General features: G+C 45.6%; 21 protein-coding genes and 1 pseudogene. 9 read left to right on the top strand and 13 right to left on the bottom strand.

All coding sequences use genetic code 11. The features are described from left to right. The 3 genes and pseudogenes from AC06L3_RS01200 to hemW all read left to right on the top strand — a co-directional run. Positions 1–135 (top strand): annotated as a pseudogene (locus AC06L3_RS01200) (IS1595 family transposase); the annotation flags it as partial. 97 nt (positions 136–232) lie between these two features. Then, a complete protein-coding gene (gcvP, locus tag AC06L3_RS01195) occupies positions 233–3,082 on the top strand; it encodes an aminomethyl-transferring glycine dehydrogenase (protein WP_475668800.1) in 2,850 nt (949 codons plus the stop codon). Between the two features lie 25 nt (positions 3,083–3,107). After that, a complete protein-coding gene (hemW, locus tag AC06L3_RS01190; protein ID WP_475668799.1) occupies positions 3,108–4,319 on the top strand; it encodes a radical SAM family heme chaperone HemW in 1,212 nt (403 codons plus the stop codon). Between the two features lie 130 nt (positions 4,320–4,449). Here hemW and AC06L3_RS01185 read toward each other — a convergent pair whose 3' ends face one another. Further along, the gene (locus tag AC06L3_RS01185) at positions 4,450–5,310 is read right to left on the bottom strand and encodes a kinetochore Spc7 family protein (protein ID WP_475668798.1); all 861 of its coding nucleotides are present in this window, start codon (positions 5,308–5,310) and stop codon (positions 4,450–4,452) included. Positions 5,311–5,514: 204 nt separating this feature from the next. Here AC06L3_RS01185 and AC06L3_RS01180 point away from each other — a divergent pair, with 204 nt between their 5' ends. Further along, positions 5,515–5,982, top strand: a complete 468-nt coding sequence (locus AC06L3_RS01180; protein ID WP_475668797.1) for a hypothetical protein — start codon at positions 5,515–5,517, stop codon at positions 5,980–5,982. 200 nt (positions 5,983–6,182) lie between these two features. Here the strand turns inward: AC06L3_RS01180 and AC06L3_RS01175 are convergent, their stop codons facing one another. The 5 genes from AC06L3_RS01175 to AC06L3_RS01155 all read right to left on the bottom strand — a co-directional run bounded on the left by AC06L3_RS01175 (position 6,183) and on the right by AC06L3_RS01155 (position 10,708). Further along, the gene (locus AC06L3_RS01175; RefSeq protein WP_475668796.1) at positions 6,183–7,439 is read right to left on the bottom strand and encodes a phosphoglycerate kinase; all 1,257 of its coding nucleotides are present in this window, start codon (positions 7,437–7,439) and stop codon (positions 6,183–6,185) included. A 37-nt stretch (positions 7,440–7,476) separates the two neighbouring features. Further along, positions 7,477–8,322, bottom strand: coding sequence for a prolipoprotein diacylglyceryl transferase (lgt, locus tag AC06L3_RS01170; RefSeq protein ID WP_475668795.1), 846 nt, complete (start codon positions 8,320–8,322; stop codon positions 7,477–7,479). Between the two features lie 20 nt (positions 8,323–8,342). Beyond that, positions 8,343–9,320, bottom strand: coding sequence for a class I SAM-dependent rRNA methyltransferase (locus AC06L3_RS01165; RefSeq protein WP_475668794.1), 978 nt, complete (start codon positions 9,318–9,320; stop codon positions 8,343–8,345). 15 nt (positions 9,321–9,335) lie between these two features. Next, positions 9,336–9,785, bottom strand: coding sequence for an SsrA-binding protein SmpB (gene smpB / locus AC06L3_RS01160; RefSeq protein ID WP_475668793.1), 450 nt, complete (start codon positions 9,783–9,785; stop codon positions 9,336–9,338). 62 nt (positions 9,786–9,847) lie between these two features. Then, complete coding sequence (locus tag AC06L3_RS01155; RefSeq protein WP_475668792.1) at positions 9,848–10,708, bottom strand: hypothetical protein; 861 nt, start codon at positions 10,706–10,708, stop codon at positions 9,848–9,850. Between the two features lie 205 nt (positions 10,709–10,913). Here AC06L3_RS01155 and AC06L3_RS01150 point away from each other — a divergent pair, with 205 nt between their 5' ends. Genes AC06L3_RS01150 through miaA form a run of 3 tightly spaced genes read left to right on the top strand, consistent with a single transcriptional unit; the run spans position 10,914 to position 12,585 of the window. Further along, positions 10,914–11,213, top strand: a complete 300-nt coding sequence (locus AC06L3_RS01150; protein ID WP_475668791.1) for a type II toxin-antitoxin system HigB family toxin — start codon at positions 10,914–10,916, stop codon at positions 11,211–11,213. A gap of 11 nt (positions 11,214–11,224) precedes the next feature. Next, a complete protein-coding gene (locus AC06L3_RS01145) occupies positions 11,225–11,587 on the top strand; it encodes a helix-turn-helix domain-containing protein (protein WP_475668790.1) in 363 nt (120 codons plus the stop codon). 11 nt (positions 11,588–11,598) lie between these two features. After that, entirely contained in the window at positions 11,599–12,585 is a 987-nt protein-coding gene (gene miaA, locus AC06L3_RS01140; RefSeq protein ID WP_475668789.1) for a tRNA (adenosine(37)-N6)-dimethylallyltransferase MiaA, read from the top strand. A gap of 80 nt (positions 12,586–12,665) precedes the next feature. On the opposite strand, the gene AC06L3_RS01135 is transcribed toward miaA, so the two are convergent. The 3 genes from AC06L3_RS01135 to AC06L3_RS01125 are packed head-to-tail and all read right to left on the bottom strand — an operon-like array spanning position 12,666 to position 17,965. Continuing rightward, complete coding sequence (locus tag AC06L3_RS01135) at positions 12,666–13,091, bottom strand: hypothetical protein (RefSeq protein WP_475668788.1); 426 nt, start codon at positions 13,089–13,091, stop codon at positions 12,666–12,668. Position 13,092: 1 nt separating this feature from the next. Continuing rightward, positions 13,093–16,980 carry a DEAD/DEAH box helicase family protein gene (locus tag AC06L3_RS01130; protein ID WP_475668787.1) on the bottom strand — a complete coding sequence of 1,296 codons (3,888 nt, stop codon included), beginning with the start codon at positions 16,978–16,980 and terminating at the stop codon, positions 13,093–13,095. Next, entirely contained in the window at positions 16,970–17,965 is a 996-nt protein-coding gene (locus AC06L3_RS01125; RefSeq protein ID WP_475668786.1) for a restriction endonuclease subunit M, read from the bottom strand. Before AC06L3_RS01125 ends, AC06L3_RS01130 begins: the two co-directional genes overlap by 11 nt. Here AC06L3_RS01125 and AC06L3_RS01120 point away from each other — a divergent pair. Together AC06L3_RS01120 and AC06L3_RS01115 are read left to right on the top strand one after the other, a co-directional pair. Next, on the top strand, positions 17,946–18,089 hold the full coding sequence (locus AC06L3_RS01120) for a hypothetical protein (protein WP_475668785.1): 144 nt from the start codon (positions 17,946–17,948) through the stop codon (positions 18,087–18,089). The two genes, AC06L3_RS01125 and AC06L3_RS01120, sit on opposite strands and share 20 nt — an antisense overlap. A 220-nt stretch (positions 18,090–18,309) precedes the next feature. Then, positions 18,310–19,566: an SGNH/GDSL hydrolase family protein gene (locus AC06L3_RS01115; protein WP_475668784.1), complete on the top strand. Its 1,257-nt coding sequence runs from the start codon at positions 18,310–18,312 to the stop codon at positions 19,564–19,566. A gap of 8 nt (positions 19,567–19,574) precedes the next feature. Here the strand turns inward: AC06L3_RS01115 and AC06L3_RS01110 are convergent, their stop codons facing one another. The 4 genes from AC06L3_RS01110 to AC06L3_RS01095 all read right to left on the bottom strand — a co-directional run bounded on the left by AC06L3_RS01110 (position 19,575) and on the right by AC06L3_RS01095 (position 22,814). Then, positions 19,575–20,642, bottom strand: a complete 1,068-nt coding sequence (locus AC06L3_RS01110) for a polyprenyl synthetase family protein (RefSeq protein ID WP_475668783.1) — start codon at positions 20,640–20,642, stop codon at positions 19,575–19,577. A 15-nt stretch (positions 20,643–20,657) separates the two neighbouring features. Then, entirely contained in the window at positions 20,658–21,284 is a 627-nt protein-coding gene (locus AC06L3_RS01105; protein ID WP_475668782.1) for a porin family protein, read from the bottom strand. 12 nt (positions 21,285–21,296) lie between these two features. Beyond that, positions 21,297–21,611: a thioredoxin gene (trxA, locus tag AC06L3_RS01100; RefSeq protein WP_475668781.1), complete on the bottom strand. Its 315-nt coding sequence runs from the start codon at positions 21,609–21,611 to the stop codon at positions 21,297–21,299. Positions 21,612–22,295: 684 nt separating this feature from the next. Continuing rightward, positions 22,296–22,814, bottom strand: a complete 519-nt coding sequence (locus AC06L3_RS01095) for a hypothetical protein (protein WP_475668780.1) — start codon at positions 22,812–22,814, stop codon at positions 22,296–22,298. Positions 22,815–22,853 lie beyond the last annotated feature (39 nt).

The following is a 22,853-nucleotide window of genomic DNA, read 5'->3' as shown; positions in this document are numbered from 1 at the left end:
CCCGAATATCTGCAGAGCTATCTGAACGAGTTCTGCTACAAGTTCAACCGCCGATACTTCGGTGACGGGCTCTTTGACAGGATGCTGCTGGCTGGCGTGGCCTACAAAAACGAATTTAGGTACAACATTAAGTAATCATTTTAATTAATCATATCTGAACAATAATTCATATATTTGTTAGATTAATGTACGGGTGCAGAAAACATAAAAAAAATCTAAATACATATATAATATGGCTTACACTTTTGCAGACAGACACATTGGTCCAAGAGAAAAGGATATCCAGTATATGCTTGGTAAACTTGGCCTGAATTCTTTGGATGAGCTCACAAAGGAAACCGTTCCGCAGGACATTCTGCTTCCTGAGGACCTCAAGCTCAATGCTCCTGTTGGAGAGAACGCCTATCTGGCTTCGCTCAGGAAAATGATTTCCCTGAACAAACAGTTCCGTTCACTCATTGGTGAAGGTTTCTTTGGAACAGGAGTTCTTCCTGTAATTTCAAGGAACATTTTTGAGAACCCGAGCTGGTACACTTCCTATACACCGTATCAGGCTGAAATTTCCCAGGGACGTCTTGAGGCTCTTCTGGTATTCCAGACCATGATCAGCTCTCTCACAGGCTTCAATCTCTCGAACTGCTCGATGCTTGACGATGCACAGGCAGCCGGTGAGGCAATGAGAATGATGTACGAACTCCGTTCCCGTGATGCTGTGAAAGCGGGCAAGAATATCATTTTCGTTGACAACAACATTTATCCTCAGGTGCTTTCAGTTCTCAAGACAAGAGCCAAGGGACTCGGCATAGAGATACATACAGGCGATTTCAATACTTATGAAGTTGAAGCCGGATGCTATGGCGCCATGGTTCAGTATCCTGCAGCCAATGGTGAGGTCAGGGATTACAGTGCGTTCTGCGCAAAGATACACGCCGCCGGCGGTCTTGTAACTGCATATTGCGATCTTCTTGCTCTTGCAGTTCTCAAGGAACCTGCAGCATGGGGAGCCGACTGCGCTGTTGGTTCAGCACAGAGATTCGGCCTTCCTATGGGCTTCGGCGGTCCTACAGCCGGATACATGGCAACAAAGGACACATACAAGAGAAACATTCCTGGAAGAATAATAGGTGTTTCCGTTGACAGACTTGGCAACAAGGCGGTAAGACTTGCCCTCCAGACACGCGAACAGCACATCAAGAGAGAGAAAGCCACATCGAACGTATGCACCGCAACAGCGCTCATGGCAACAATGAGCGGTATGTACGCAGTGTATCACGGCCCACAGGGCATCAAGGACATTGCATCAAAGGTAAGCTTCTACGCTCACAAGATTGCCGAAAAACTTCAGAAAGCCGGCTACACTCTTGAGTGCGAACATTTCTATGACACAATATGCATTACAGGTCTCAACGGCAAGGAACTCAATGTAAGAGCTATAAAGGACAGCGCTGAAAGAGCGGGCTACAACTTCAACTATCTTGAGCAGGGCAAGGTGAAGATCAGTTTCGACGAGCTCACGGACTGTGCCGAAGCCAGGGCAATAATTGAGATCTTCGGTGCTGCTGCACCTAAGTGCTGCTGCACCAATGAGACTGACTGCTCAGACAACTTCATGGCAAGAGAGAGCGCAATTCTCACAGAGGAGGTATTCAGCAAGTACCACAGCGAAACTGATATGATGAGATACATCAAGAAGCTCGAACGCAAGGACATCTCACTCACCCACTCCATGATTCCTCTTGGAAGCTGCACAATGAAGCTCAACGCAGCTGTTGAAATGCTTCCTCTCTCATGGGCTGAGCTTGCAAACGTTCATCCATACGCACCTGCAGATCAGGTTGAGGGTTACATGCAGATGATAAAGGAACTCGAAGCCGACCTCTGCGTAATCACCGGATTCGATGCCTGCTCGCTCCAGCCTAACTCAGGCGCCGCAGGCGAATATGCCGGTCTTTCAACCATACGCGGATACCTCAGGGCAAACGGTCAGGAGAACAGGGACACCATCATAATCCCTACCTCCGCACACGGAACCAACCCTGCATCAGCAGCAATGGCCGGTTTCAAGATTGTGCTCGTAGGATGTGACGAAGGCGGTAACATCAATGTTGAGGAACTCAAGGAGAAGGCCGCAGCCAACAAGGAGAACCTTGCCGGCCTTATGATAACCTACCCTTCAACACACGGTATCTTTGAGGTGAAGATAAGGGAAATAGTTGATACAATACACGCAAACGGAGGTCTTGTGTATATGGACGGTGCAAACATGAACGGACAGATAGGTCTTACCTGCCCTGGTTACATAGGTGCCGACGTATGCCACCTCAACCTTCACAAGTCATTCGCAATGCCTCACGGTGGTGGCGGCCCGGGTGTTGGCCCTATCTGCTGCACAAAGGCTCTTGCTCCATACCTCCCTGGCCATCCTGTAATCGAGGACTGTGGCGGAAAGGACGTGAACGCAGTATCCGCAGCTCCTTACGGCAACGCGCTTCTTCTCCCTATCACCCATGCGTATATAAAGATGCTTGGCGCAGCAGGTCTGAAGAAATCAACCCAGATAGCCATTCTCAATGCAAACTACATGGCAGCCGCATGTGCCCCTGATTACAGAACACTGTATCACGGTGCAACCGGCCGCGTAGGACACGAGTGCATCATTGACTGCCGTCATTTCAAGGCAGAATACGGAGTTGATGCAACGGACATTGCAAAACGTCTGATGGACTTCGGCTTCCACGCTCCAACCCTCTCATTCCCTGTTCACGAGACTCTTATGGTTGAGCCTACTGAGAGCGAGCCTCTTGCAGAGCTTGACAGATTCGCCGATGCTCTCAAGCAGATCAAGAAAGAGTGCGAGAAAATCAAGAGCGGCGAGTACGATGCAGAGGACAACCCTGTAAGAATGAGCCCTCATACAGCAGTTGAATGCTGCTCTGACGAGTGGAACCACAAGTACAGCAGAACAGAGGCCGCTTATCCTTTCGAGTGGCTCAAGGAGAACAAGTTCTGGCCTGCTTGCGCAAGGGTTGACAACGGCTGGGGTGACCGCAACCTCGCTCCTACCTGCGTTGATTTCTGCTAGAAACATATAATCGGCTGATTCAGCAGTGGCAGGAATTTACGTACATATTCCATTTTGCAGAAAATTCTGCACTTATTGCAACTTTTATTCCGTGGGGAGACTTTCCCTGCGGAATAATTTTGTTGACGCCATCTGTCAGGAAATCAGCCAGCAGCGCAAGTTTTTCCATGAAATTGCTCCGTATGGAGTTGCCGGTTCTGAGAGTACCGTTATTGATACCTTATACTTTGGCGGAGGCACTCCCTCTGTGCTGGAACCCCGGATGCTGGAACGTATATGCAATGCCCTGAGAAGCAATTTCAATCTTGAACAGCTGAAGGAATTCACCATTGAGCTGAATCCTGATGACGTAACTCCCGACTTTGCCGTATTTCTCAAGAGCCTTGGAGTCAACAGGGTTAGCATGGGCATTCAGAGCTTTGACGATGCGCAGCTGCAATGGATGAACCGCCGCCACAACGCCGCACAGGCCAGTGAAGCCTTTCACATTCTAAGAGCAGCCGGCTTTTCAAACATCAGTTGTGATCTCATTTTCGGTTTTCCTTCTCTCACTGGCGATAGTTGGGAAAAGAGCATCCGCAGTCTTCTTGATCTGCACCCGGAACACATCTCCTGCTACCAGATGAGCGTGGAAAGCGGAACGCCTCTTGCCCGCTCGCTTGGCAAGGCCTGTGATTCATCGGGCAACAGAATGCTGGAAATGCCTTCACAGGAAGAATGCGCCTCACAGTACGCCTTGCTTCAGGAACTTCTTTCACAGGCCGGATACCTGCAGTATGAGATTTCCAATTTCTGCCTGCCGGGTTATCATTCAAGGCATAACAGTTCGTACTGGAACAATGTTCCATATCTCGGACTGGGCCCTGCCGCGCACTCATTCAACGGAGTGAAGCGTGAATGGAACGTGCCGGTGCTTCAGAGGTATGTCAAGCACTATATGTATGGTGAACCATCGCAGGTGAAAGAAGAGGAAACTCTTACTGAAAAGGATCTGTTCAATGAAATGCTCATGCTGGGCTTGAGGCAGGCAAAAGGTTTGGATTGGAAAGAATTGGAGAAAAGTTGCTATTACGAACTCATAAGGCCAGATCTGCAACGCCTTTTAAAATCCGGTGCGCTTGTGAAGTTCTGTACAAATGCTGAGAAGGATGGATGTGCCGTCAAACTGCGTTTGAGGATTCCGGCCAGCAGATTCTTTGTTTCTGACAATATCATCAGGGAACTTTTCATTCTATGAAGCCCTGAACAAGTTTCCGGGTGTAAAATGTGGCTTTTCACACCCGGCAAGCTTGAAAATCAATACTCCGGGTGCAAAACAAGCGTTTTTACACCCGGAGTATGTTTTAATGTCCAAGACAGCCCTGCGTCTATTTCAGATAAGTGTCGCCGCTGGCTACCTTGCCGTCGGTTGTGTAAACGTCAACTGAATAAACACCCTTTGTAAGCTGGCCTTCCGGCTGGAAGAAGATGCAAACCTCAACCTCCTCGCCTTCGTAATCAACGTCTCGTGCCGCAGAGCACATGAGCTGTTCGCCATCGGCCTCGAATATCTGCTGGTCGCCTGAAGTCATGAGAATTCCGTCAGGTCCCTTGATTCTAACATATACAGTTCTCATGCCCTTCTTTGCAATGCTGTTCTCAACCAGGGTTATGCAGGTCTTGAGCCTTGATGCACGGCTGCTGCGCTCTGTTGCCTTGCCCTTGTTGTTGATTCCTATCATTGATAGTCCGCGTCCCTTGAGCACGGAGCCTTTCTCAACCTGCTTTGTAAGGTCATCGGTAGTGGTCTTGAGGTCATTGTACTTCTGCTTGCTTTCCTTGGCCTCCTGCTTTGCCTGTGAAGCTTCCTCGCGGAGAGCAATATTCAGGGTGTTGAGAGAATCAATCTGATGGATGTAGTTCCTCATGATTGAACGCAATGTACCAAGCTCCTTCTCATACTTCCTGAGCTTTGCCTTGTTGGTTGCCTCGGTCTGCTTGACCTTCTCAATGAGCTGGGCAACTTTCTCGCGCTCAAGGTTCAATGACTGGTTCAGGGTATCGTTTGTTGAGGACAGATTTGCATAATCACTCTGAAGCTGTTCCATCTGCTCGGTAAGGTTCTCCTTGTCAATGGTGAGGTCATCAATGATTGAATTCCTGTCCGCCCACACATAAATGAATACACCGGCCAGAACTACAATTACTCCTGCAAGCACCCAGATAATGGTTTTAAGTTTCTTTTCCATATTTCCAAATCTATTTTCTTCCTTTAAATATGACAAATAACACCTGTTAAGGTTTAATTTTACAAAAATATAAAATACCCTTCAAAACTCAACGCTTTTCAATATCTTTGCACTATAAAATGCTCAAAGCAGCTGATGCGGGTACTCCAGACCGCTGCAAAAGTCTTGCCAAAAGCATTTGGAACCAGATAAAAAAACACCAATATGAAACATTTGATCAGAAGCGTAAAGTACTTCATTTACATTGCCATTGTTTTCTGTATAATAGTGGCAATAATATATTACCTCTCAGACCATTCCCGCACAAGTTCACCTCTTGACCTGTTCAAGGAGGGTTCCTGGTGGAAGATGCTCCTGTTCTTTGTGGCATTCTCAGCTGTGTACCCTCTGGTGGGATATCAGAAAAAAGAGCTTTACCATAACGGCAACCTCAAGGATTACAGACAGCAGATTCTCCAACTCTTTGAGAACGCGCGCTACCAGCTGGTGGATGAAGGCAATGACTATTTCAAGTTCCGTTTGAAGAACCGCGTGACCGCAGTGCTTACAAAAATGAGCGAAGACGAGATTACAATAGATTTTTCAGAAAATCCAGCCATAATCTCAGGTCTTCGCAAGGATGTACTCCGTTTTGCCCGCAATGTTGAGCGCGTGATTTCCGTAGAAGAATAAACGCTCGCTGCCCCTGTACAGTAATAATATAGCGTCACACAAAAAGCATAGTGCGGAAGGTTTCACTATTTTGCAAGGACCTTCCGCATTTACATTTCACAACTACCTGTTAATAAGTATCTTACAAAATTAATATGCGGAAGGACTACGCTGATTCACGAAACCTTCCGCACTAAAGGACTCAAAACGGCAAATACCGCTTATTTACGTATTGCAGCAATACCTGGAAGCTCCTTACCTTCAAGGGCTTCAAGCATTGCGCCGCCACCTGTTGACACATAGCTCACTGCCGAAGCATAGCCAAGCTGGTTGACTGCTGCAACGCTGTCTCCACCGCCAACGAGTGTGAAGGTTCCGTTCTGAGATGTTGCCTGTGCAAGCAAAGCTGCAACTGCCTTGGTTCCCTTTGCAAAAGAAGGCATCTCAAAAACGCCTACAGGACCGTTCCAGAGAATGGTCTTCGAGCCAAGGATAACGCTCTTCCACTGCTCAACTGAACTTGGAGCGGCGTCCATACCCATCCAGCCGTCAGGAATGGCATTGATAGGGCAAACCTGGCTTGCAGCATCGTTGTCAAATTTATCCGCTGCAACAACTTCGTTTCCGAAATAAAGTTTCACTCCGCATTCGGCCGCCTTTGCCATTATGGACTTTGCTACATCAATCTGATCGTCCTCGCAGAGAGAATCACCAATCTTTCCGCCCTGGGCCTTGATGAATGTGAACACCATACCGCCGCCGATTATCATATTATCGACCTTGCCGAGTATGTTCTCTATGACACCTATCTTGGAAGATACCTTTGCTCCACCTACAATGGCGGTTACAGGCTTCTCTGAATGTTCGAGCACTGAATCAATGGCCTTGATCTCACCTTCCATGATGTAACCGAACATCTTGTCCTCAGGGAAATAGTCGGCAATCAGCGATGTTGAAGCGTGTGCACGGTGAGCTGTTCCGAATGCATCGTTAATATAGCAGTCTGCATAGCTTGCCAATGTCTTCACGAACTCCTTCTGGCTGGCCTTGACCTCGGCCTTGGCAGCTTTCTTGACTTCATCCGATGCATCATCGGCCAGTCCTCTTGGCTTGCCTTCCTCCTCAGCGTAGAATCTGAGGTTTTCAAGCATCATGACCTCACCAGCCTTGAGGGCGGCAGCCTGTGCTCCGGCCTTCATGCAATCATCCGCAAAAATTATCTTCTGACCGAGAAGTTCCTCAACCTTGTAAATGATATGTTTGAGGGAGAATTTGTCTGCAACGCCTTTCGGTTTTCCCAAATGGCTCATAAGTATGAGCGAGCCGCCTCCTGCAAGAACTTTCCTGAGGGTTGGAATTGCGGCACGTATTCTGGTGTCGTCAGTAACTTTGAAATCGCCATCCAATGGCACGTTGAAATCAACTCTTACAATTGCCCTCTTCCCGGCAAAATTGTAAGTATCAATACTTTTCTGCATAATATTTGTTTTTATATTTCTTTACAACGATGGTGAATTAATGTTTTCTGCCGCCTGCATTAACTCCTTCGGCTGGCGTTGGCAGCAAGGCAGGGAGATCCGTTTTCCTTGCCATAAGCCAGATGCCTGCAAGAATGAAAGGAATGCTCAGCAGCTGACCCATATCCAGAGGCATGCCCTGCTCGAAAGCAACCTGAGGCAGCTTCACGAACTCTATTGCAAAACGCGCGCCGAATATCAGCACGAGGAACAGTCCGAAAAGGAAGCCCCTGCGCAGCTTGCAGGCGGCATATTTATAAAGCAGCACCATTATCACACCGGTAATCAGATAGCACCCGGCCTCATACAGCTGGGTAGGATGCATAGGCACTGTTTCTCCACAGCGATGGAATATGAATCCCCAGGGCAGATCGGTTGGGTTGCCGTAAATCTCCGAATTCATGAGGTTGCCCAGCCTTATGAACATACCGGCAAAAGGAACAGCAATTGCAAGCCTGTCCATAACCCACAGGTAGTCAAAATCGTATCTCCTTCCGTACTTCTTCACGAACCACACGATTCCTATGAGGATTCCTATGGCTCCTCCGTGCGAGGCAAGACCTCCCTCCCATACTTTCAGGATTTCACCCGGATGCGCCAGATACCAGTCAGGCTGATAAAAGAGCACATGCCCGAGCCTTGCACCTATCAAGGTACAGAAAATAAGAAGATATAACAGCGGATCCAGCAGGCTCACAGGCAGTTTCTCCCTCTTGAAGAAACTTTTGAACATGAAATATCCAAGTATGAAACCGCTCACGAAGAGAAGGCCGTAGTACCTGACTTTCAAACTGCCTATTGAAAAAAGCACCGGATCAACGTTCCAATCAATGTATGCCAGCATAATATCTACTAATTACTGTTTTATCTTACCAGTCGTGAAAATACGCTCAAAGGTATGGCCTTGCCAAAACGGTCCCTGAGCACAAGTTCGCCGCAACCAAGCACAGCCCCGTCATTGGAGAGTGACACAGGATAATCGAGCGGTTCAATGTCCAGCAGGCCAAAGGCCGCACGCACTGCACTATCGGCAAGCAGCGCGGAATAACCGTTGGAATAAAGGTTCAGTACCATGAACGAGTCCTTTGGAGCAAGAATCCTGGAGCAATTCTTGAGCAGATCAAAAAGCAGCTCGTCGAGTTTCCATTTCTGCCCGTCGGGGCCGTGTCCGTAAGCAGGAGGATCAAGAATCAGGCCATTGTACAGATGCCCGCGCTTTGCCTCGCGCTCCACAAAGGTAAGAGCGTCCTCAACAACCCAGCGTATTCCGTCAAGACCGCTGTTCTCCATATTGCCCTTGGCCCAGGTTACAACCTGACGCACCGAATCCAGATGTGTGACATCCGCTCCGGCACATTTGGCCGCAAGGCTTGCGGCACCGGTGTAGGCAAAGAGGTTCAGCACCTTTGGTCTTTGCATTCCTGTACCATCGCCCATGTTGGGATTAAGATTAGCTGCAATGCGTCTGCACTGGTTGAATATGAAATTCCAGTTTGGCGCCTGCTCCGGGAACACCCCAACGTGCTTGAAGGAAGTGAGGCCAAGCCTGAGCTTGAATTTGAGCTCCGCAGCATTGTAGGATATGTACCACTGCTCCGGCATCTTCTTGAGCATCTGCCATTTGCCGCTGTCCTCCTTGCCTGCCTTGCCGAAACCGGCTCCGGCAATGAACTTTGTATGGCACATCCTGTTCCACTCGCTCTGCGGCAGGGAGCTCTCCCACAAGGCCTTTGGTTCCGGACGGCAGAGTATGTACTGACCGAAACGCTCCAGCTTCTGGCCGAAACCCGAATCAATGAGCTCGTAATCGCTCCAATGCTTGTTTGGACTCTGTATTATCACCCTTGGTTATTCTTGTCAATCTACATACTGGGCCGCACGGCGCTGGTCCTTCTCCTTTATGGATTCACGTTTGTCGTACTCGCGCTTGCCCCGCGCAAGGGCAATGTTCACCTTGGCGTAGCCCCTCTCTGAAATGAACATGAGAGTTGCTATTATAGTAAGTCCCTTCTCCTTCACAGCCCTCTGCAAACGCCTGAGTTCCTTTCTGTTAAGCAACAGCTTGCGGTCCCTGCGAGGCTCGTGGTTGTTCCTGTTGCCCCACCAGTACTCGGCAATGTTCATGTTCTTTATGAACAGTTCGCGCCCTACGAAATAACAATAGCTGTCAACCAGCGAAGCCTTGCCTGCGCGCACGGATTTTATCTCCGTACCGCAGAGCACAATGCCGGCCGTGAACTTCTCAAGAAACTCATACTCGAAGCCCGCCCTCTTGTTCTTTATCTCTATCTTTCCATTCTTGCGCATAAGAATGCAAATATAAGATTTCTAGTTGGAAATGCATTCAATTGTACAAGAATTCAGGAATGTTAATCCGGGGCATAATAGTAAACACTTTTTATCACACCGTTTTTAACTCCCAGGACCGGATGACAATCCACCGGTTCCTTATAACTGCCATCTGGGTTGAACATAGCGGATGCTTTTTCAACTTTGTCTCCTACGCGCAATCCACCGGGAATTGTTTCCACGAATGTTCTGAATCTCGGAGATCTAATGTGATAATCCAGCAATCTATATTGCTTTGAAATAATAAAAATTGACTCCAATTCACCATCGTGGTATATATATTCATAGGCTGGCTCTTCATAAAAGTAAGTCTCTTTGACCTCATCAGGAACTCCCAGCTTCTTTATAAGAATATCATATGATGTCTTTTCCCAATATCCTATTCCCTCCACATCATCACCAAGCCATCCATAAATAGTGATATTGCTGATTATGCTGTCAACTGCATAAAATCTATTTTCATCAAAATCCGAGTCTATACGCTTTAATTGATCAGTTCGCTTATCAGGGTTGGTATACCTGAGCTCAAGGTAACCGAATCTTTCATCCACCACTGAATCCACTTTTCTGCCAACACGTATTCCTCCAGGAACATCATTGACATCAACGGCGAATCTTGGAGAATTGAGGATAACAAGATTCAATCTGTCATGATTATCAATGAACAACGTATCCCCTCCGAATACATATGCATTGTGTGTCGTTTCCCAGAAATCATGATGTGCTTTGCAAAACACTGCGTCATCCCCGAAATGTTCACGAATGAATTCCTTATCAACAACCGTACCCAATTTAACGCCTTCAATATCCTGGGCGTGTCCCGGTTGCAGGCTCAATAGGAATACCAGAGCCCAAATGCAATATTTCTCAACAAGTTTCATACAAAGACATTACTATGTCAAAATTAGCAATTCTTCCTCTTGAATAAAAATCTCAAGCTACTTGAGTCATTTTCATAAGTACCTTAAAACCACAAATTAAATTTCCCGTAATATTTTGCCAAAATCTTCCGTTTTTCAAAACTATTTGATATTTTTGCATTGTCATAATAACCGACATTGATATTTGAGCTGTGAGTTTGGTGCCATGAGAATAATATCTTTCAGAAAAATCAGGGAGTTTTATGAAACTCCCGGCAATGAGGACAGTGAGATTCCATTGCGTGTATGGAATAACAAAGTTGAGAATGCACAATGGATGTGTCACGCAGACTTGAAAAAAGATTTTCCTTCTGCTGACTATATTGGCAATGACCGATATGTCTTTAATATTAAAGGAAACAACTACCGGCTGCTTGTAGTAGTCATTTTCAAGCCACAGTGGGTACTGATACGCTGGATAGGCCGGCACAAGGATTATGACAACATTGATTGTTCCACAATTTAACAGAAATTCCTATGGCAGAAATCACCAGACTCCAATATGAATACGCTCTTGAGAGAATAGAGGAGCTCCTTCCATACATTGGCAACAATGTGCCGGCTTCAGACAAGCACATGGTTGAAATGGACATTGTCACGGACATAGTGAACCGTTATGAGGCTGTTCACTTTCCAATAAAGAAGCCTACATTAGGTGAATTGATTCTCGATGCTCTTTCCACATACAATATGACTTCAAAGGAACTGGCTGAAAAACTCGGAATAAGTGCGCCAAGAGTAAGTGCATACATTCACGGCTACTCGGAGCCATCACTGAAAATCGCCCGCGATCTGTGTGACATCCTGCACCTCACACCAGCCCAGATCTTAGGTTACTGATAAATCTATAAATGGACATTAAGCAGATACATATAGATGAGTTGAGGCGGTATGACGCCGTATGCGTCCTGGGACCTACTGCCTGCGGCAAGACCTCCTTTGCTGTTGCTCTTGCACTGGCGATGGGCAATGCAGAAATCCTGAGCGCGGATTCCAGGCAGGTTTACAGGCATATGGACATTGGCACAGGCAAGGACCTCTGCGAATATGGCACCGTTCCCTACCATCTGATTGACATTGTTGAGGCCGGTACCAAATACAATCTTTTCGAATATCAGAAGGACTTTTCCAAAGCTTACCAGGACATTCGCAACAGAGGCGTATTCCCCATCATCTGCGGCGGAAGCGGACTGTACATTGAAGCTGTGACAAAACCGGGATACAATTTAAAAGCCGTTGAACCGGATGCCGCCTTACGCGCCAGTCTTGAAGAAAAAAGTTTTGATGAACTTCTGGAGCAGTTCAAGGCACTGAAACTCAAGCACGGCAGCCAGCCTCACAACCATACGGATTATGACACAAAGAAACGCCTGATTCGTGCTCTGGAGATTGAACTTGCAATTGACAGCGCGAATCAAAACTTCCAAAGTCCAAAAACACAAAATACAGTATCATACAAAACCATAGGAGATGTTGAGGGCCAGGTTCACAGCACCACCACGAATCTGGTGCTGCCAAGGAAGGTTTATTTCATAGGCCTGAAAATTTCACCTGAAAGGCGCAGGGCAAAGATTGACCGCAGGCTTGAAGCCAGGCTCAACGAAGGAATGATTGATGAGGTCAAAAAACTCCTTGACAGCGGAATAAAGGCCGAAGACCTTGTATATTACGGACTTGAATACAAATTTGTGACACAATACCTTACCGGAGAAATATCTTACGAATGGATGAAGGAGCATCTGGCCATTGCCATCCATCAGTTTGCCAAAAGGCAGATGACATGGTTCCGCGGAATGGAACGCCGCGGCACCACCATCCACTGGATCCCTGCGGAATAATCGTGCACTTTTGGGGGGTCAACCTATTGTCATTGACCCCAATGTATTCCTGCAAGCCGTATAATTTGAACAACTGCTGATCAATACTCTCGTGCGAGCCATGTCCAATCATCTTCTGTTTTAACATTTAATTCGGACTTTGTTGCAACGAATTTCTTGAATATTGAAGTAAACATCATTCTGAGATATGCAGATGGAATAGATTCTATCAATTTGAACCAGCCATCATCTTCTACTATACGAAGTTTTAATTTATCATACCTTATGAAATGATCATCTTCGGGCAAATACCCTCTTGCCTCAAATGTGATTTTGAATGAATCAGTATATGCTTTGCTTAATGCAATGGGATAATCTTCTTCCTCATCCCAAGCTGCAATGTCTGCCCATTCTTCCACATTGAACACATCGGTTTTGTATCCGAGCCATGCCCCAAATCCTAGGGTTAGATGTCCAATCATTCCATCCGCTTCTCCTTGAAAGCGTTCAAAATTATCGTTCTTCATACTACGGCATTTCCTTTATCATTGAGTCAATATAATCCTGTTCTCTTGCGGTTATCTCAAATTTATCAAAAAGTTGCTTATCTGTCCATCGTTGGTTGAAACTTACTTTAGGCACAAACTGATAGACACTAGACAAAGCGTCTTGCGTTATTTTCCTTGATGAAACAAGTATTCTAAAGAACTTTGTTTTAAGGTATGATACGAAATTAGTGGCCTCCTCAATAGTGTCAAAAGATGCAAAAACGTATGTTTGTGAACATACGGAATTCCCATCTGAAATAATAGGTTGTCCAAGAATCATCATATCATTACCTGAACCACCTGCTTTGGGAATAAACACCTTTATTTTTGAGATGTCATCCTTATTCTTGCGTATATCAGAACATCTAACATAACCAACCTTTCGAATCTGGTTTTCAAGATAGTAAAGCTTAACATCATACTCCAGTGTCTTTTCGTCACTTACATCGAACGGCGTTTTTTTGCTCATACGTGGATTGGTTGGAATGCCGAATGGTGTATCTGAAGAAACTATCGAATCAATAAATTCCAATCCTTCTTCATCAGCTTTTAAAACAACCTTTTGAACAAGTGCAGCAAGACGAGGTTCACGAATAATAACATCTACCTTATCTAGTTCAAGTGAAGCTTTTTCTGCATTACCATTCTTGTATAATGTGTAATCGCACGTACCTTTATGCGATTTGTCCCGAAGAAAATAACATACACTTCCCTTAACCGTGACATCTGGAAAGAGTTCTTTCTCATCATGATATGCTGTTATATGTGATACTTGCTTCGATGATAGCATGTCCCTGCGAAATTCACCCAATAAATGTTCACGACCTCCAGTAAACCATTTTGAAGGAATAACCATAGTGGTCATAGCGGAAGTTGTGTCTTTTGCTACCTGACAGAATTTTTGGAAAATCGGAGCATCATTGGTTCCGCCAGAACCGCCTTCGTCCTGATACGGCGGATTTCCTACTGCTATGTTTATACACATACTTTTTATCTTGTTTATGTGAACCTCAGCGTTTTCACCGATGAGGTCGTATGAATTAAATTCGTTTTCTATGTTCTCTATAGGCATTCCAAGTGCCTCATAAACCTTGCGAGTAAACTCGTAGGCAATGGTTGATGTCGGGATGGAATAAATCTTGTCCTTGTATTGCTCGCCAAATGTCTGGATAATCGCGTATGCAAATTCGCCTTCCTTCGATGCAATGTCCATGAATTTGGTATCAGCAGAGATCTGCTCCCGAGGCAGTTCAGACAGCATCTTTAGTGCCAAGTGATTAGGTGTCACGATCTCTGATGTTGACCAACGTCCAAATTTTCTCATGGCATTCTCTACTCGCTCAATAGGCGAAAGTGATTCATCGTGAGCGAGCGAGTTGATGTTGTGAATCTTGTAGTCAAGTTGATGAAGAACGTTTGGATTCAAGTGCTTGAACAAGAGTTTCAATGTCTTTACGTCCAATCCGAGGTTTGCAAGTGTTCGTTTGTTATTGCTGCCGCTGCTTGCCGAACGTACCATTGCTTCTAGCGAGATGACTTCATCGTTTGTGAGGAAAGCGTAAAGAAGAATCCTTGAATAGAGAGTTTGAAGGCGTTTCTCAAAACTATTGTCTTCCTTTGACTCGCTCTCTTCTTTGGGCTTCTTTTCGGATGATTCGCCCGAATCGGGTACGTCTGGCATGTCAAAATCATCGTCACCTTCCTCTTCCGTAGGTTTCACTTTCAAGCCTCCACGACTTCCAATAGGTTGCTGACGCATGATTATGGAATTCAGTTCATCAATGTCACCAAGCGACAAATCTGCAGGAACTTCCTTCGCTTCATCGAGTACGCTTCGTTCGTTGGAATAGGCACGAACCGCATCAAGGATGTTGGCTGGTGTAACCTCTTGCAGATGTTGCTTGTTCATCCAGATGATAGGCGACACTTGCAACTCTCGTTCTATGCGCCTTTCCAGGTTGCTATTACCATTGGCATCTGTGTTGATGTCGTAAATGTGAGCACGTAACTCCTGAAGAATGAACATTCGGTTTGGGTCGAAGTCAACAAGAAGCGTCTGTGGCTTCATGTTGTACCTTATCTCGTTACCTTCCTCATCCTTATAGGTCTTGACGTAAGGACTCTGCAGACGGAAGATGGCTTGGTCGTACTCTTGTGGAGAAGCCGTATCTTTCAGGTAGAGCATCGTGTCCCATTCTGGGACCGTAACGCCTGCCATCATTCTTGATACGGTAAGCGTAATAGTCTTTTGGTCTTTCTCCTCGCAATCAGAGATTCGATTCTTGGCTGAATCTACATTTGGGAAAAGTCGCTCGTTTTCTACACCAGAGATGTTCAGTACAGTGTAGTCTGAAAGATGCTTAAACTCGTTGGCATGATTGACAAGGAGTTGTGCCATTGCATCGCATGAAGCACGATAAGGTAGCACACAAACAATGTGGCGACAGAGCTTGCCGTTTTGAATTCTCTCGTTGGCAAGAAAGGAAAGTATGTTTCCATCCTCTTCTGTTCCGTCAATAGCATGAAGGAAATCGAGTATTTCAGATTCGTGCTCAAATTTCTGGTGCAAACCTTCAGGTGACTTGGTGATGGATTTAGGCTTAAACAATTCGCTGAAAGCAATCGTTATACCATTCTTCTGTAGTTCAGCAAGTTTTCGTAAGGATGATTCGTTAGGATTGAAGGCAAAACGTACCATTTGAGGGAAACCATAGTATGGGTTCTCCCATTCATCTCTGGTGTCAAGGTTTTCCTTATCCCATTCTTCGCTTGCCTGCGCAATGTCAGAGAACTGGCAGTAGCAGATAACGTCCTCGTCCGTAAACTCATTACCCATCAGTATTCTGTATGGTGTGCCAGACAAGTGCAACTGCATCTTGGCATTCAATTGCTTGATCTGAATGTCCAGTTCATCAGCGGATTCTGCATCATATTTGTGCTCTTGTTTAGATGTTGCGCCTACAGGAGGAAGGACCTTTCCATAATGCTTGGCACGAGCTCCAAAGTGTGTTTCGTCAACAATCAGAAGGTCTATGCTCTGAGTGAACAAATCCTTATGGCGAGCCTTTACCTCCTTGCTGCTAAGGTCTTGGAGAGTTAGGCAGACAACAAGGTTCTTACGTTCCCTTTTTGCTTGCTTTATCAGAGAATCGTTACGTTTCAAGTCATCGCTGTCGGCAAACTCATAGCCTTCAAAATTTTTGAAACTCTCAACCGTCTTCTTCCATTCTGTCTTGACGTCGGCTTTGGCAGAAACCACAACTACGAGATGGGCATCCATAGCTTTTGCACAGCTCATTGCCGTGATGGATTTGCCGAATCGCATTACGGCATACATGAGAAGACGGGGTCTATGGTGACTCTTTGCCTCAATGAAGCGTTTTACTACAGCTTCCTGGTTAGGACGCAGTATTATGGGTTCTTTTCCTCTTTCGTAATGAAAGTCAACAGGCACTCTGCCGTCCTTCATCGAATAGAGTTTATAACGTCCATCTTTATCCGTTGCACTCTTTCTGATGTCTTGGATAGCTTCGTCAACATCATCTGCTGTGGCATTCTCAAAGAACTCATTGGAGTAATAGGGTATGTCCGGAAGGGTTGTTCTTTCAAGGCGATTACGATCTTTTTCCCGGATGATGTATTCGTGGACAGAAAGGTCACGAAAGTATTCTCCGCCAGCGGTTGCCGGTTCGTCGTATTTCTTTTGCAAATCAGCAAAGTAGCGACGCCACTCATTCAAGCGCGTTTCAACAGGACGATACGTGTCGCCTATCTTAAGGTAATTTGGCACAGTGCCTGTCTCGAACGCATAGATATGTGGTTCCATGCGTCCTACAATGAATTTTTCTATGATAGCACTATTTGTCATTGTCCTTTTGATTCAAGAATGTTATGGCATCAACGACCTCGTTATTTGACCAATCCATCATCTTGGCATAGATTCCGTTGTGCTTATGCTTCAAATCCTTCATACAGCCTTCGCATGGAATTTCCTTGCGAGTGATCTTACCGAAGATATCAGATTCCTTGATAACTTTAGTCTTACAACTCATGGGCAGGACATATTTCAAACCATCCATTTGCCAAATGTTCCATGAAATGATTTCTGCTATTTCTGCTACCAACTCCCAAGATGGTTGCTCGTTCCAAACCGTCTCGAAATAATCAAAAAACGTCATCAATAGGTTTTGTCTTGCCAGAAGCAAGTTGTCGCCTTGCCATTCGTAACCGAAAGAACACTTGTAAGCAATTTTCACCCAATGGATCCAATCGTCTTTTTCCTTGGCTTTTTCTGTAACAACACGAAGCTTTCTGTCTAGAAATCCAATTCGTTGATTAATATTATCAAAGAAATGTCCCGTTACAGTATCATAACGGCTGACAATGAAAGGTGCCTCGCCGCAGGTAATCTCCATAACCGTCTCAGTGACGTATTCTTTCCATTTCAGCGTATCGTCATCTCTAAACACCGGTGCATTTGTTGGTTGCCATATCTTACCCATTTCTGTACAGGTGTTGAATACATCCTTCCTTCCAAACAAACGTTCATCAACATCGTTGAGCATCTGGTTGCACAACCAAGAGGGAGTGAACACTTCTGCCATCTTTCGCGCCCTGTTCTTTTGACTATCCTTGTTTTTTAACACACGTGGCACAATAACACGGCTCCCATTACAGCAAATTTTCTCAACTGTGATCTGGTCATAGAACGTGTAACCCTCACCACGTTCGGCATAATCGTTAGTTGCCCAGATAATGTATTCATCAGTAGTGTGGTCGCGAAGAAGCGTCTCAAGGATTCCATGTCCCCAAGAAAGTATCTCATCTTCCAGTATGTCTATTCCGAATGCCATCGCAGTATATCTTATTCGTATTTCATCAAAACTCTTTCATCTGATTGTATTCTTCCTGCCCGATGAACTCCTGCACAGGTACTTCCAGTTCTGCTGCAATATCAAGAAAGGCTTGAAGACCTAGCAGATTAATGTCTGCAATCCACTTGGCAACGGTGGCGGTGTTTTGACGGTAAAGATACTAAAACATGTAAAATGAAAGAATATTTACTTAAATATTACCAGATAATTGCTGGAAATTATTTAATCCATTGAATGCGTATGATGTTTCATGTACTTGAAGAGATAAGCATAAATGATTTTATTTTTTCGTAAGTTTGTAGAGACTTAAATTTTTTGAAAGTATGAAAAGGATATTAACCATTGCGGCAATTATAGTATTAACCATCGCCGGTGGAAGAATGTATGCCCAGAAGGCATCTGAACTCAAATATTACGATGTGCGCGAGCTGGGGCTTCCGCTTGTGAACCAGGGATTCAAGGACTGCGTTAGGGAAGGCAGCGCACAGAAGGACGCTCAGGTGAAGGGTGCCACCGAATACGATGTGAACATGCAGAAGCCGGCCGAAAGCGGCAGTACAAAGGTTCAGGATGCAGGACCTGTGAACGATGGATACTATACCAGACTTTCCGCAAGGATTGAGGGTAAAGTGAGGAAAGCGGTCTGGGACCTGGGACAGAACAGCGCAGGCATTGCCCTTAGATTCCGCACCAACGCCAAGGCCATAGGCGCAAAATGGACACTGCTCAACAACTTCAGAATGAGCCACATGACACCAACCGGCATCTGCGGCTTTGACCTTTACGCCTTTGATGGCAAGCAGTGGCGTTTTGCAGGCACAGCCCAGCCTAACGGCAAGGAATCAATAAACGTCTTCCGCAGGAACATGGACGGACAGATGAGGGATTATGTCATGTTCTTCCCACTCTACGATGGTGTGGTTAAACTTGCCATAGGAGTTGACAGCACCGCAGTTCTTGAACAGCCCACCGCGCTTGGCAGCAATCCTTTCGGAGGCAGTGCAACAAAACCCCTTGTAATTTACGGAACCAGCATAACCCAGGGCGGTTGCGCCTCACGCCCGGGAATGGTATATACAAGCATTCTTTCAAGAATGCTCAAATGCGAGTGCATAAATCTCGGATTCAGCGGCAACGGCAGAATGGACAAGATAATGGCCGAAGAAATGGCAAGGATAGATGCAGGCGCATATCTGATTGACTGTCTTGGCAACTGCACCCAGAAAATAGTAAGGGACAGCACAGAAAACTTCATCAGAACACTTGCTGCCGCACATCCTGATGTTCCAATATTCATGATAAGCAATTATCCTTATCAGTATCAGTGGCTCGATGCCGGAACCCGTGATGATGTTAACAAGGAGGATGCAATCTGGCACGAACTCTACGAGAAGATGAAGGCTGAAGGCCTCAATCTGCAGTATCTTGAAATAGGTGGAACCCACAGCGCCGAGGAGCCTATGGAAGGCGCAGCAACCGGTCCCGACAACGAGGCCTCCGTTGATGGAACCCACCTCACAGACCTTGGCTTCCTCCGCATGGCCGAATTCCTCCACCCATACCTCAAGGACCTGAAATAAGCGGGAAGCTACACTCTGCGCTGGCCAACGAAACGGGCGAATTCCATAAGGAGACGCTTTTCAGGGCAATCCGTGAATTCTTCCAGGGCGGCAATGCTCTTCTCTATGTACTCGTCAAGAACCATCTGCGCAACAGGTACACCGGAATATCTCTTGACAAAGTCGAGCACCTGTGCAATGTACTGCTCATTTTCAGGATTTGAAGGAGCAATCTTTTCCACTGCCGATAGTATTTCCTTCCCTCCGTTGCGCATTGCGCATATCAGCGGCAAGGTGATCTTGTGCTCCAGAAGATCCTGACCGGCAGGCTTGCCTGAGTCAATGTCCGGAGTGTAATCGAAGATATCGTCACGCATCTGGAAGGCAATACCTAGATTCAGAGCATACTTCCTCAAAGCATTCACCATGTGCTCGCCTGACCTGCCCGGCCGGGTTGAAGCCAGGGCGCAGAGAGCTCCTCCAACTATCGCTGTGGAAAACAGGGAGGCGGTCTTACCCTCAATTATACGGCAGTAGTCCTTGAAGGTGGTGTCAAGCTTATCGGCCTTATCAAGCTGTATGAGCTCGCCGGTGGAAAGATTTATGATTGCGTCCGCAAAGAGTTCAAGAATATTCGGCCTGCAGTTGCGATAAACCAGCAGGAAGGATTTAGAGAACCAGTAGTCCCCGGAAAGAACGGATGCGGCATTGCCGAAGATAGAATTCACGGTTGGCTTGCCGCGGCGAAGACCGCTGCTGTCGGCAACATCGTCATGCATAAGGGTTCCGTTATGAAGTATCTCAACCGCTGCTGCACAGGCGTGAACCGACTTTGGCATCATATCAAAGGCAATATGATCCTGCTCTGTGCCTGTGCTTTTTGAACCCGCTTTACAGGTAAATGAAGCCACCTGGTTCAAGCAGAGCTTTGCTGAAAGCAGACATAGCAACGGACGCATTCCTTTTCCTGAATTAGAAAGCATATATCCGTTGATTGCGTTGATATAAGGATTGTCACTTGAGAGAGACTCCTTCATAAGAAGCTCCACAGCATTCCAATCCTGACCAAGATGTTCCTTTATTGTATTTAATTCCAAAATCTTTCCTTTAGTTTAGAAGAAGAAAGCCAATGAAAGTTCAAAGCCCCTGTTCCTGGAACTCAAATACTCCTCAATTTCATAAGATTCACCGGCTCGTGTGCTGTGACTTCCCAGTTTGTTCAGATCCCAGCTGTATTTGAAAGCAAACTGTATTTTCCATATATCAATTCCGGCACCGGCTCCTATTCCGTAGGAGAATCTGTTGAAATCGCTCCACGGTATTTCATTGTTCACATCCCCGCTGCGGCTCAAGGCATACGCCAGGAACGGTGATGCAAAAACGAAAGGCCTGCACACCACCAGATTCAAACCGAACTGGCAGTTCACAGGAAGCTGAAGATAACTCATGCTGTTGCCTACTATTTCTTCATCACCATAGCTTTCATATCTTACTGACTGGTGCTTGTTAACGTAAAGAAGTTCCGGCTGCAATGTAAACACGCTTGTTACTGGCAGCTTGCATACGAGGCCTATGTTCATGCCTGTCCTGTTGGCACCTGTTGCCCTTGCCATATCCGAAACTCTCCAGGACATGTTCACCTTGTTGGCGGTCATTCCACCCTTGATACCGAACTGCTGTGCAAAAGAGACAGTGACTGCCGCAAGCACCAGCATCACTGCAAGAAAAAACTTTCTCATATCGTGAATTTTTTATAGAAGCTTGCCCAGTTCGGCAAGTATCTCCTCCCTTGTTGCGTTGCCAACAAGACGAGCCTGAACCTTACCGTCCTTGAAGAAAAGAATGGTTGGCAGGTTGCGAATGTTGTAGTCGAACGGAAGGTCGGCAACCTCGTCACAATTGCATGAACCAAAGACCGCCTTTCCTTCATACTCTTCCGCAATATCTTCAACCATAGGACCTATTGCTCTGCAAGGGCCGCACCAAGGAGCCCAGAAATCAACTACTGCAGGCAGAGTGGCCTGAGCAATCTCCTCCTGGAAATTATCGTCTGTAATCTCTATCATGATTTGTAATATTTTCAACAAAGATAACTATTTTAAGTTCAGCAAGAAATTTTAACATAAAAAGCAGGGGCAAGCACCCTGCTCTTCCATAATAATTTACTCAAGTTTCGCAAGCATTTAATTTATTACTTTTCAAGAACTTGCGGGAGGCTTGCGAAACTTGAGTAATTAACATGAATAGTATCTCTATTCTTTCACTGCTTTTATGCTCAGTGTATAAATAGTTCCATCTATATTCACCCTTGGGTGAAGATATATGAGGTTATTATTGGTATTTATCGGCGCACCCGACAAAAGCAGCGTAACCTCGTCTAAAAGCTTATTCATTTCAGAGGTACGGCCAAGCACCCTAAGGCAAACAAGCAAGACAAAAGGTCACGCCACTCACTGGACGTGAACCATCCACTGCTTGTTCTCGCCTATCATCAAATTGGCCGTTTTCTGAAATGAGAACAAGAGCGAAAGCTCATGTATATGTATAGATATTGGTTGCCGCTTCCTTTGTGTTAATAAATTCGCCCTTTAGTCTTGAATGTGACAGAGTTAGGCATTAACTCGCTGATTGGAAGAAGCTGAGACTTATCTCACCAATGATTGTCCGAATTTATTCCATAGTTTGTTTGATATTAAGTGGTTTGACAATTATGTTATTTTGTTTGTACTGATATATATGACAAAGGCCGTTCAAACTATTGCTTCTATCAAAGTGCGGCCGTTCAGCTCCACAGGCGGCAACAATCCAAATCGCTTTTTCCTATTGAAACAAAAAGAGAGCAGATATCCTGTATTAATATTGAAATAATCAAGATAGCGGCATAATTGATCTTCTCCCCTGTTGTTATAAGCATTGCCTCTCCATATTTTAAGTTCTATTACATACTGTTTACCAAGATAATCAATCACAACGTCCATGCGTTCATGATTGCGCGTTTGTTCCTCTATATGATAACTGCCAATTCCGTTGATCACAGGACGCAGATATGTAAGAAACAGCTTACGTGCATCATTTTCAATGAACTCGTTGTCTTTATCCATCTTGTAAGTCTGATTCATATGAACTGCAAAACGTTCCATCAGATAAGGCATGTCAATTGTGCCGTTTTTAATGAACCGACTCTTTTCTATTCGCTCTATTTCACCCGGTGACTGATTTTTGAGGGCTATTTTGACTGATTTCAACTGAAAAGGCCTTACCTTTGCCATGTTGAACGGCACAAATTATGGATATTGAACAGAGTAAGC

This window comes from Candidatus Egerieousia sp., assembly GCF_056211015.1.
The sequence above is the reverse complement of the archived record's forward strand: the minus strand, read 5'-3'. Positions and strand labels throughout refer to the sequence as shown.

Bases quoted from the DNA above. Each gene is read 5' to 3' on its own strand.
- gcvP (WP_475668800.1), top strand. From the start codon at position 233: ATGGCTTACACTTTTGCAGACAGACACATTGGTCCAAGAGAAAAGGAT.
- AC06L3_RS01185 (WP_475668798.1), bottom strand. From the start codon at position 5,310: ATGGAAAAGAAACTTAAAACCATTATCTGGGTGCTTGCAGGAGTAATT.
- AC06L3_RS01180 (WP_475668797.1), top strand. From the start codon at position 5,515: ATGAAACATTTGATCAGAAGCGTAAAGTACTTCATTTACATTGCCATT.
- AC06L3_RS01175 (WP_475668796.1), bottom strand. From the start codon at position 7,439: ATGCAGAAAAGTATTGATACTTACAATTTTGCCGGGAAGAGGGCAATT.
- lgt (WP_475668795.1), bottom strand. From the start codon at position 8,322: ATGCTGGCATACATTGATTGGAACGTTGATCCGGTGCTTTTTTCAATA.
- smpB (WP_475668793.1), bottom strand. From the start codon at position 9,785: ATGCGCAAGAATGGAAAGATAGAGATAAAGAACAAGAGGGCGGGCTTC.
- AC06L3_RS01155 (WP_475668792.1), bottom strand. From the start codon at position 10,708: ATGAAACTTGTTGAGAAATATTGCATTTGGGCTCTGGTATTCCTATTG.
- AC06L3_RS01150 (WP_475668791.1), top strand. From the start codon at position 10,914: ATGAGAATAATATCTTTCAGAAAAATCAGGGAGTTTTATGAAACTCCC.
- AC06L3_RS01145 (WP_475668790.1), top strand. From the start codon at position 11,225: ATGGCAGAAATCACCAGACTCCAATATGAATACGCTCTTGAGAGAATA.
- miaA (WP_475668789.1), top strand. From the start codon at position 11,599: ATGGACATTAAGCAGATACATATAGATGAGTTGAGGCGGTATGACGCC.
- AC06L3_RS01135 (WP_475668788.1), bottom strand. From the start codon at position 13,091: ATGAAGAACGATAATTTTGAACGCTTTCAAGGAGAAGCGGATGGAATG.
- AC06L3_RS01130 (WP_475668787.1), bottom strand. From the start codon at position 16,980: ATGACAAATAGTGCTATCATAGAAAAATTCATTGTAGGACGCATGGAA.
- AC06L3_RS01120 (WP_475668785.1), top strand. From the start codon at position 17,946: ATGTCTATTCCGAATGCCATCGCAGTATATCTTATTCGTATTTCATCA.
- AC06L3_RS01125 (WP_475668786.1), bottom strand. From the start codon at position 17,965: ATGGCATTCGGAATAGACATACTGGAAGATGAGATACTTTCTTGGGGA.
- AC06L3_RS01115 (WP_475668784.1), top strand. From the start codon at position 18,310: ATGAAAAGGATATTAACCATTGCGGCAATTATAGTATTAACCATCGCC.
- AC06L3_RS01105 (WP_475668782.1), bottom strand. From the start codon at position 21,284: ATGAGAAAGTTTTTTCTTGCAGTGATGCTGGTGCTTGCGGCAGTCACT.
- trxA (WP_475668781.1), bottom strand. From the start codon at position 21,611: ATGATAGAGATTACAGACGATAATTTCCAGGAGGAGATTGCTCAGGCC.
- AC06L3_RS01095 (WP_475668780.1), bottom strand. From the start codon at position 22,814: ATGGCAAAGGTAAGGCCTTTTCAGTTGAAATCAGTCAAAATAGCCCTC.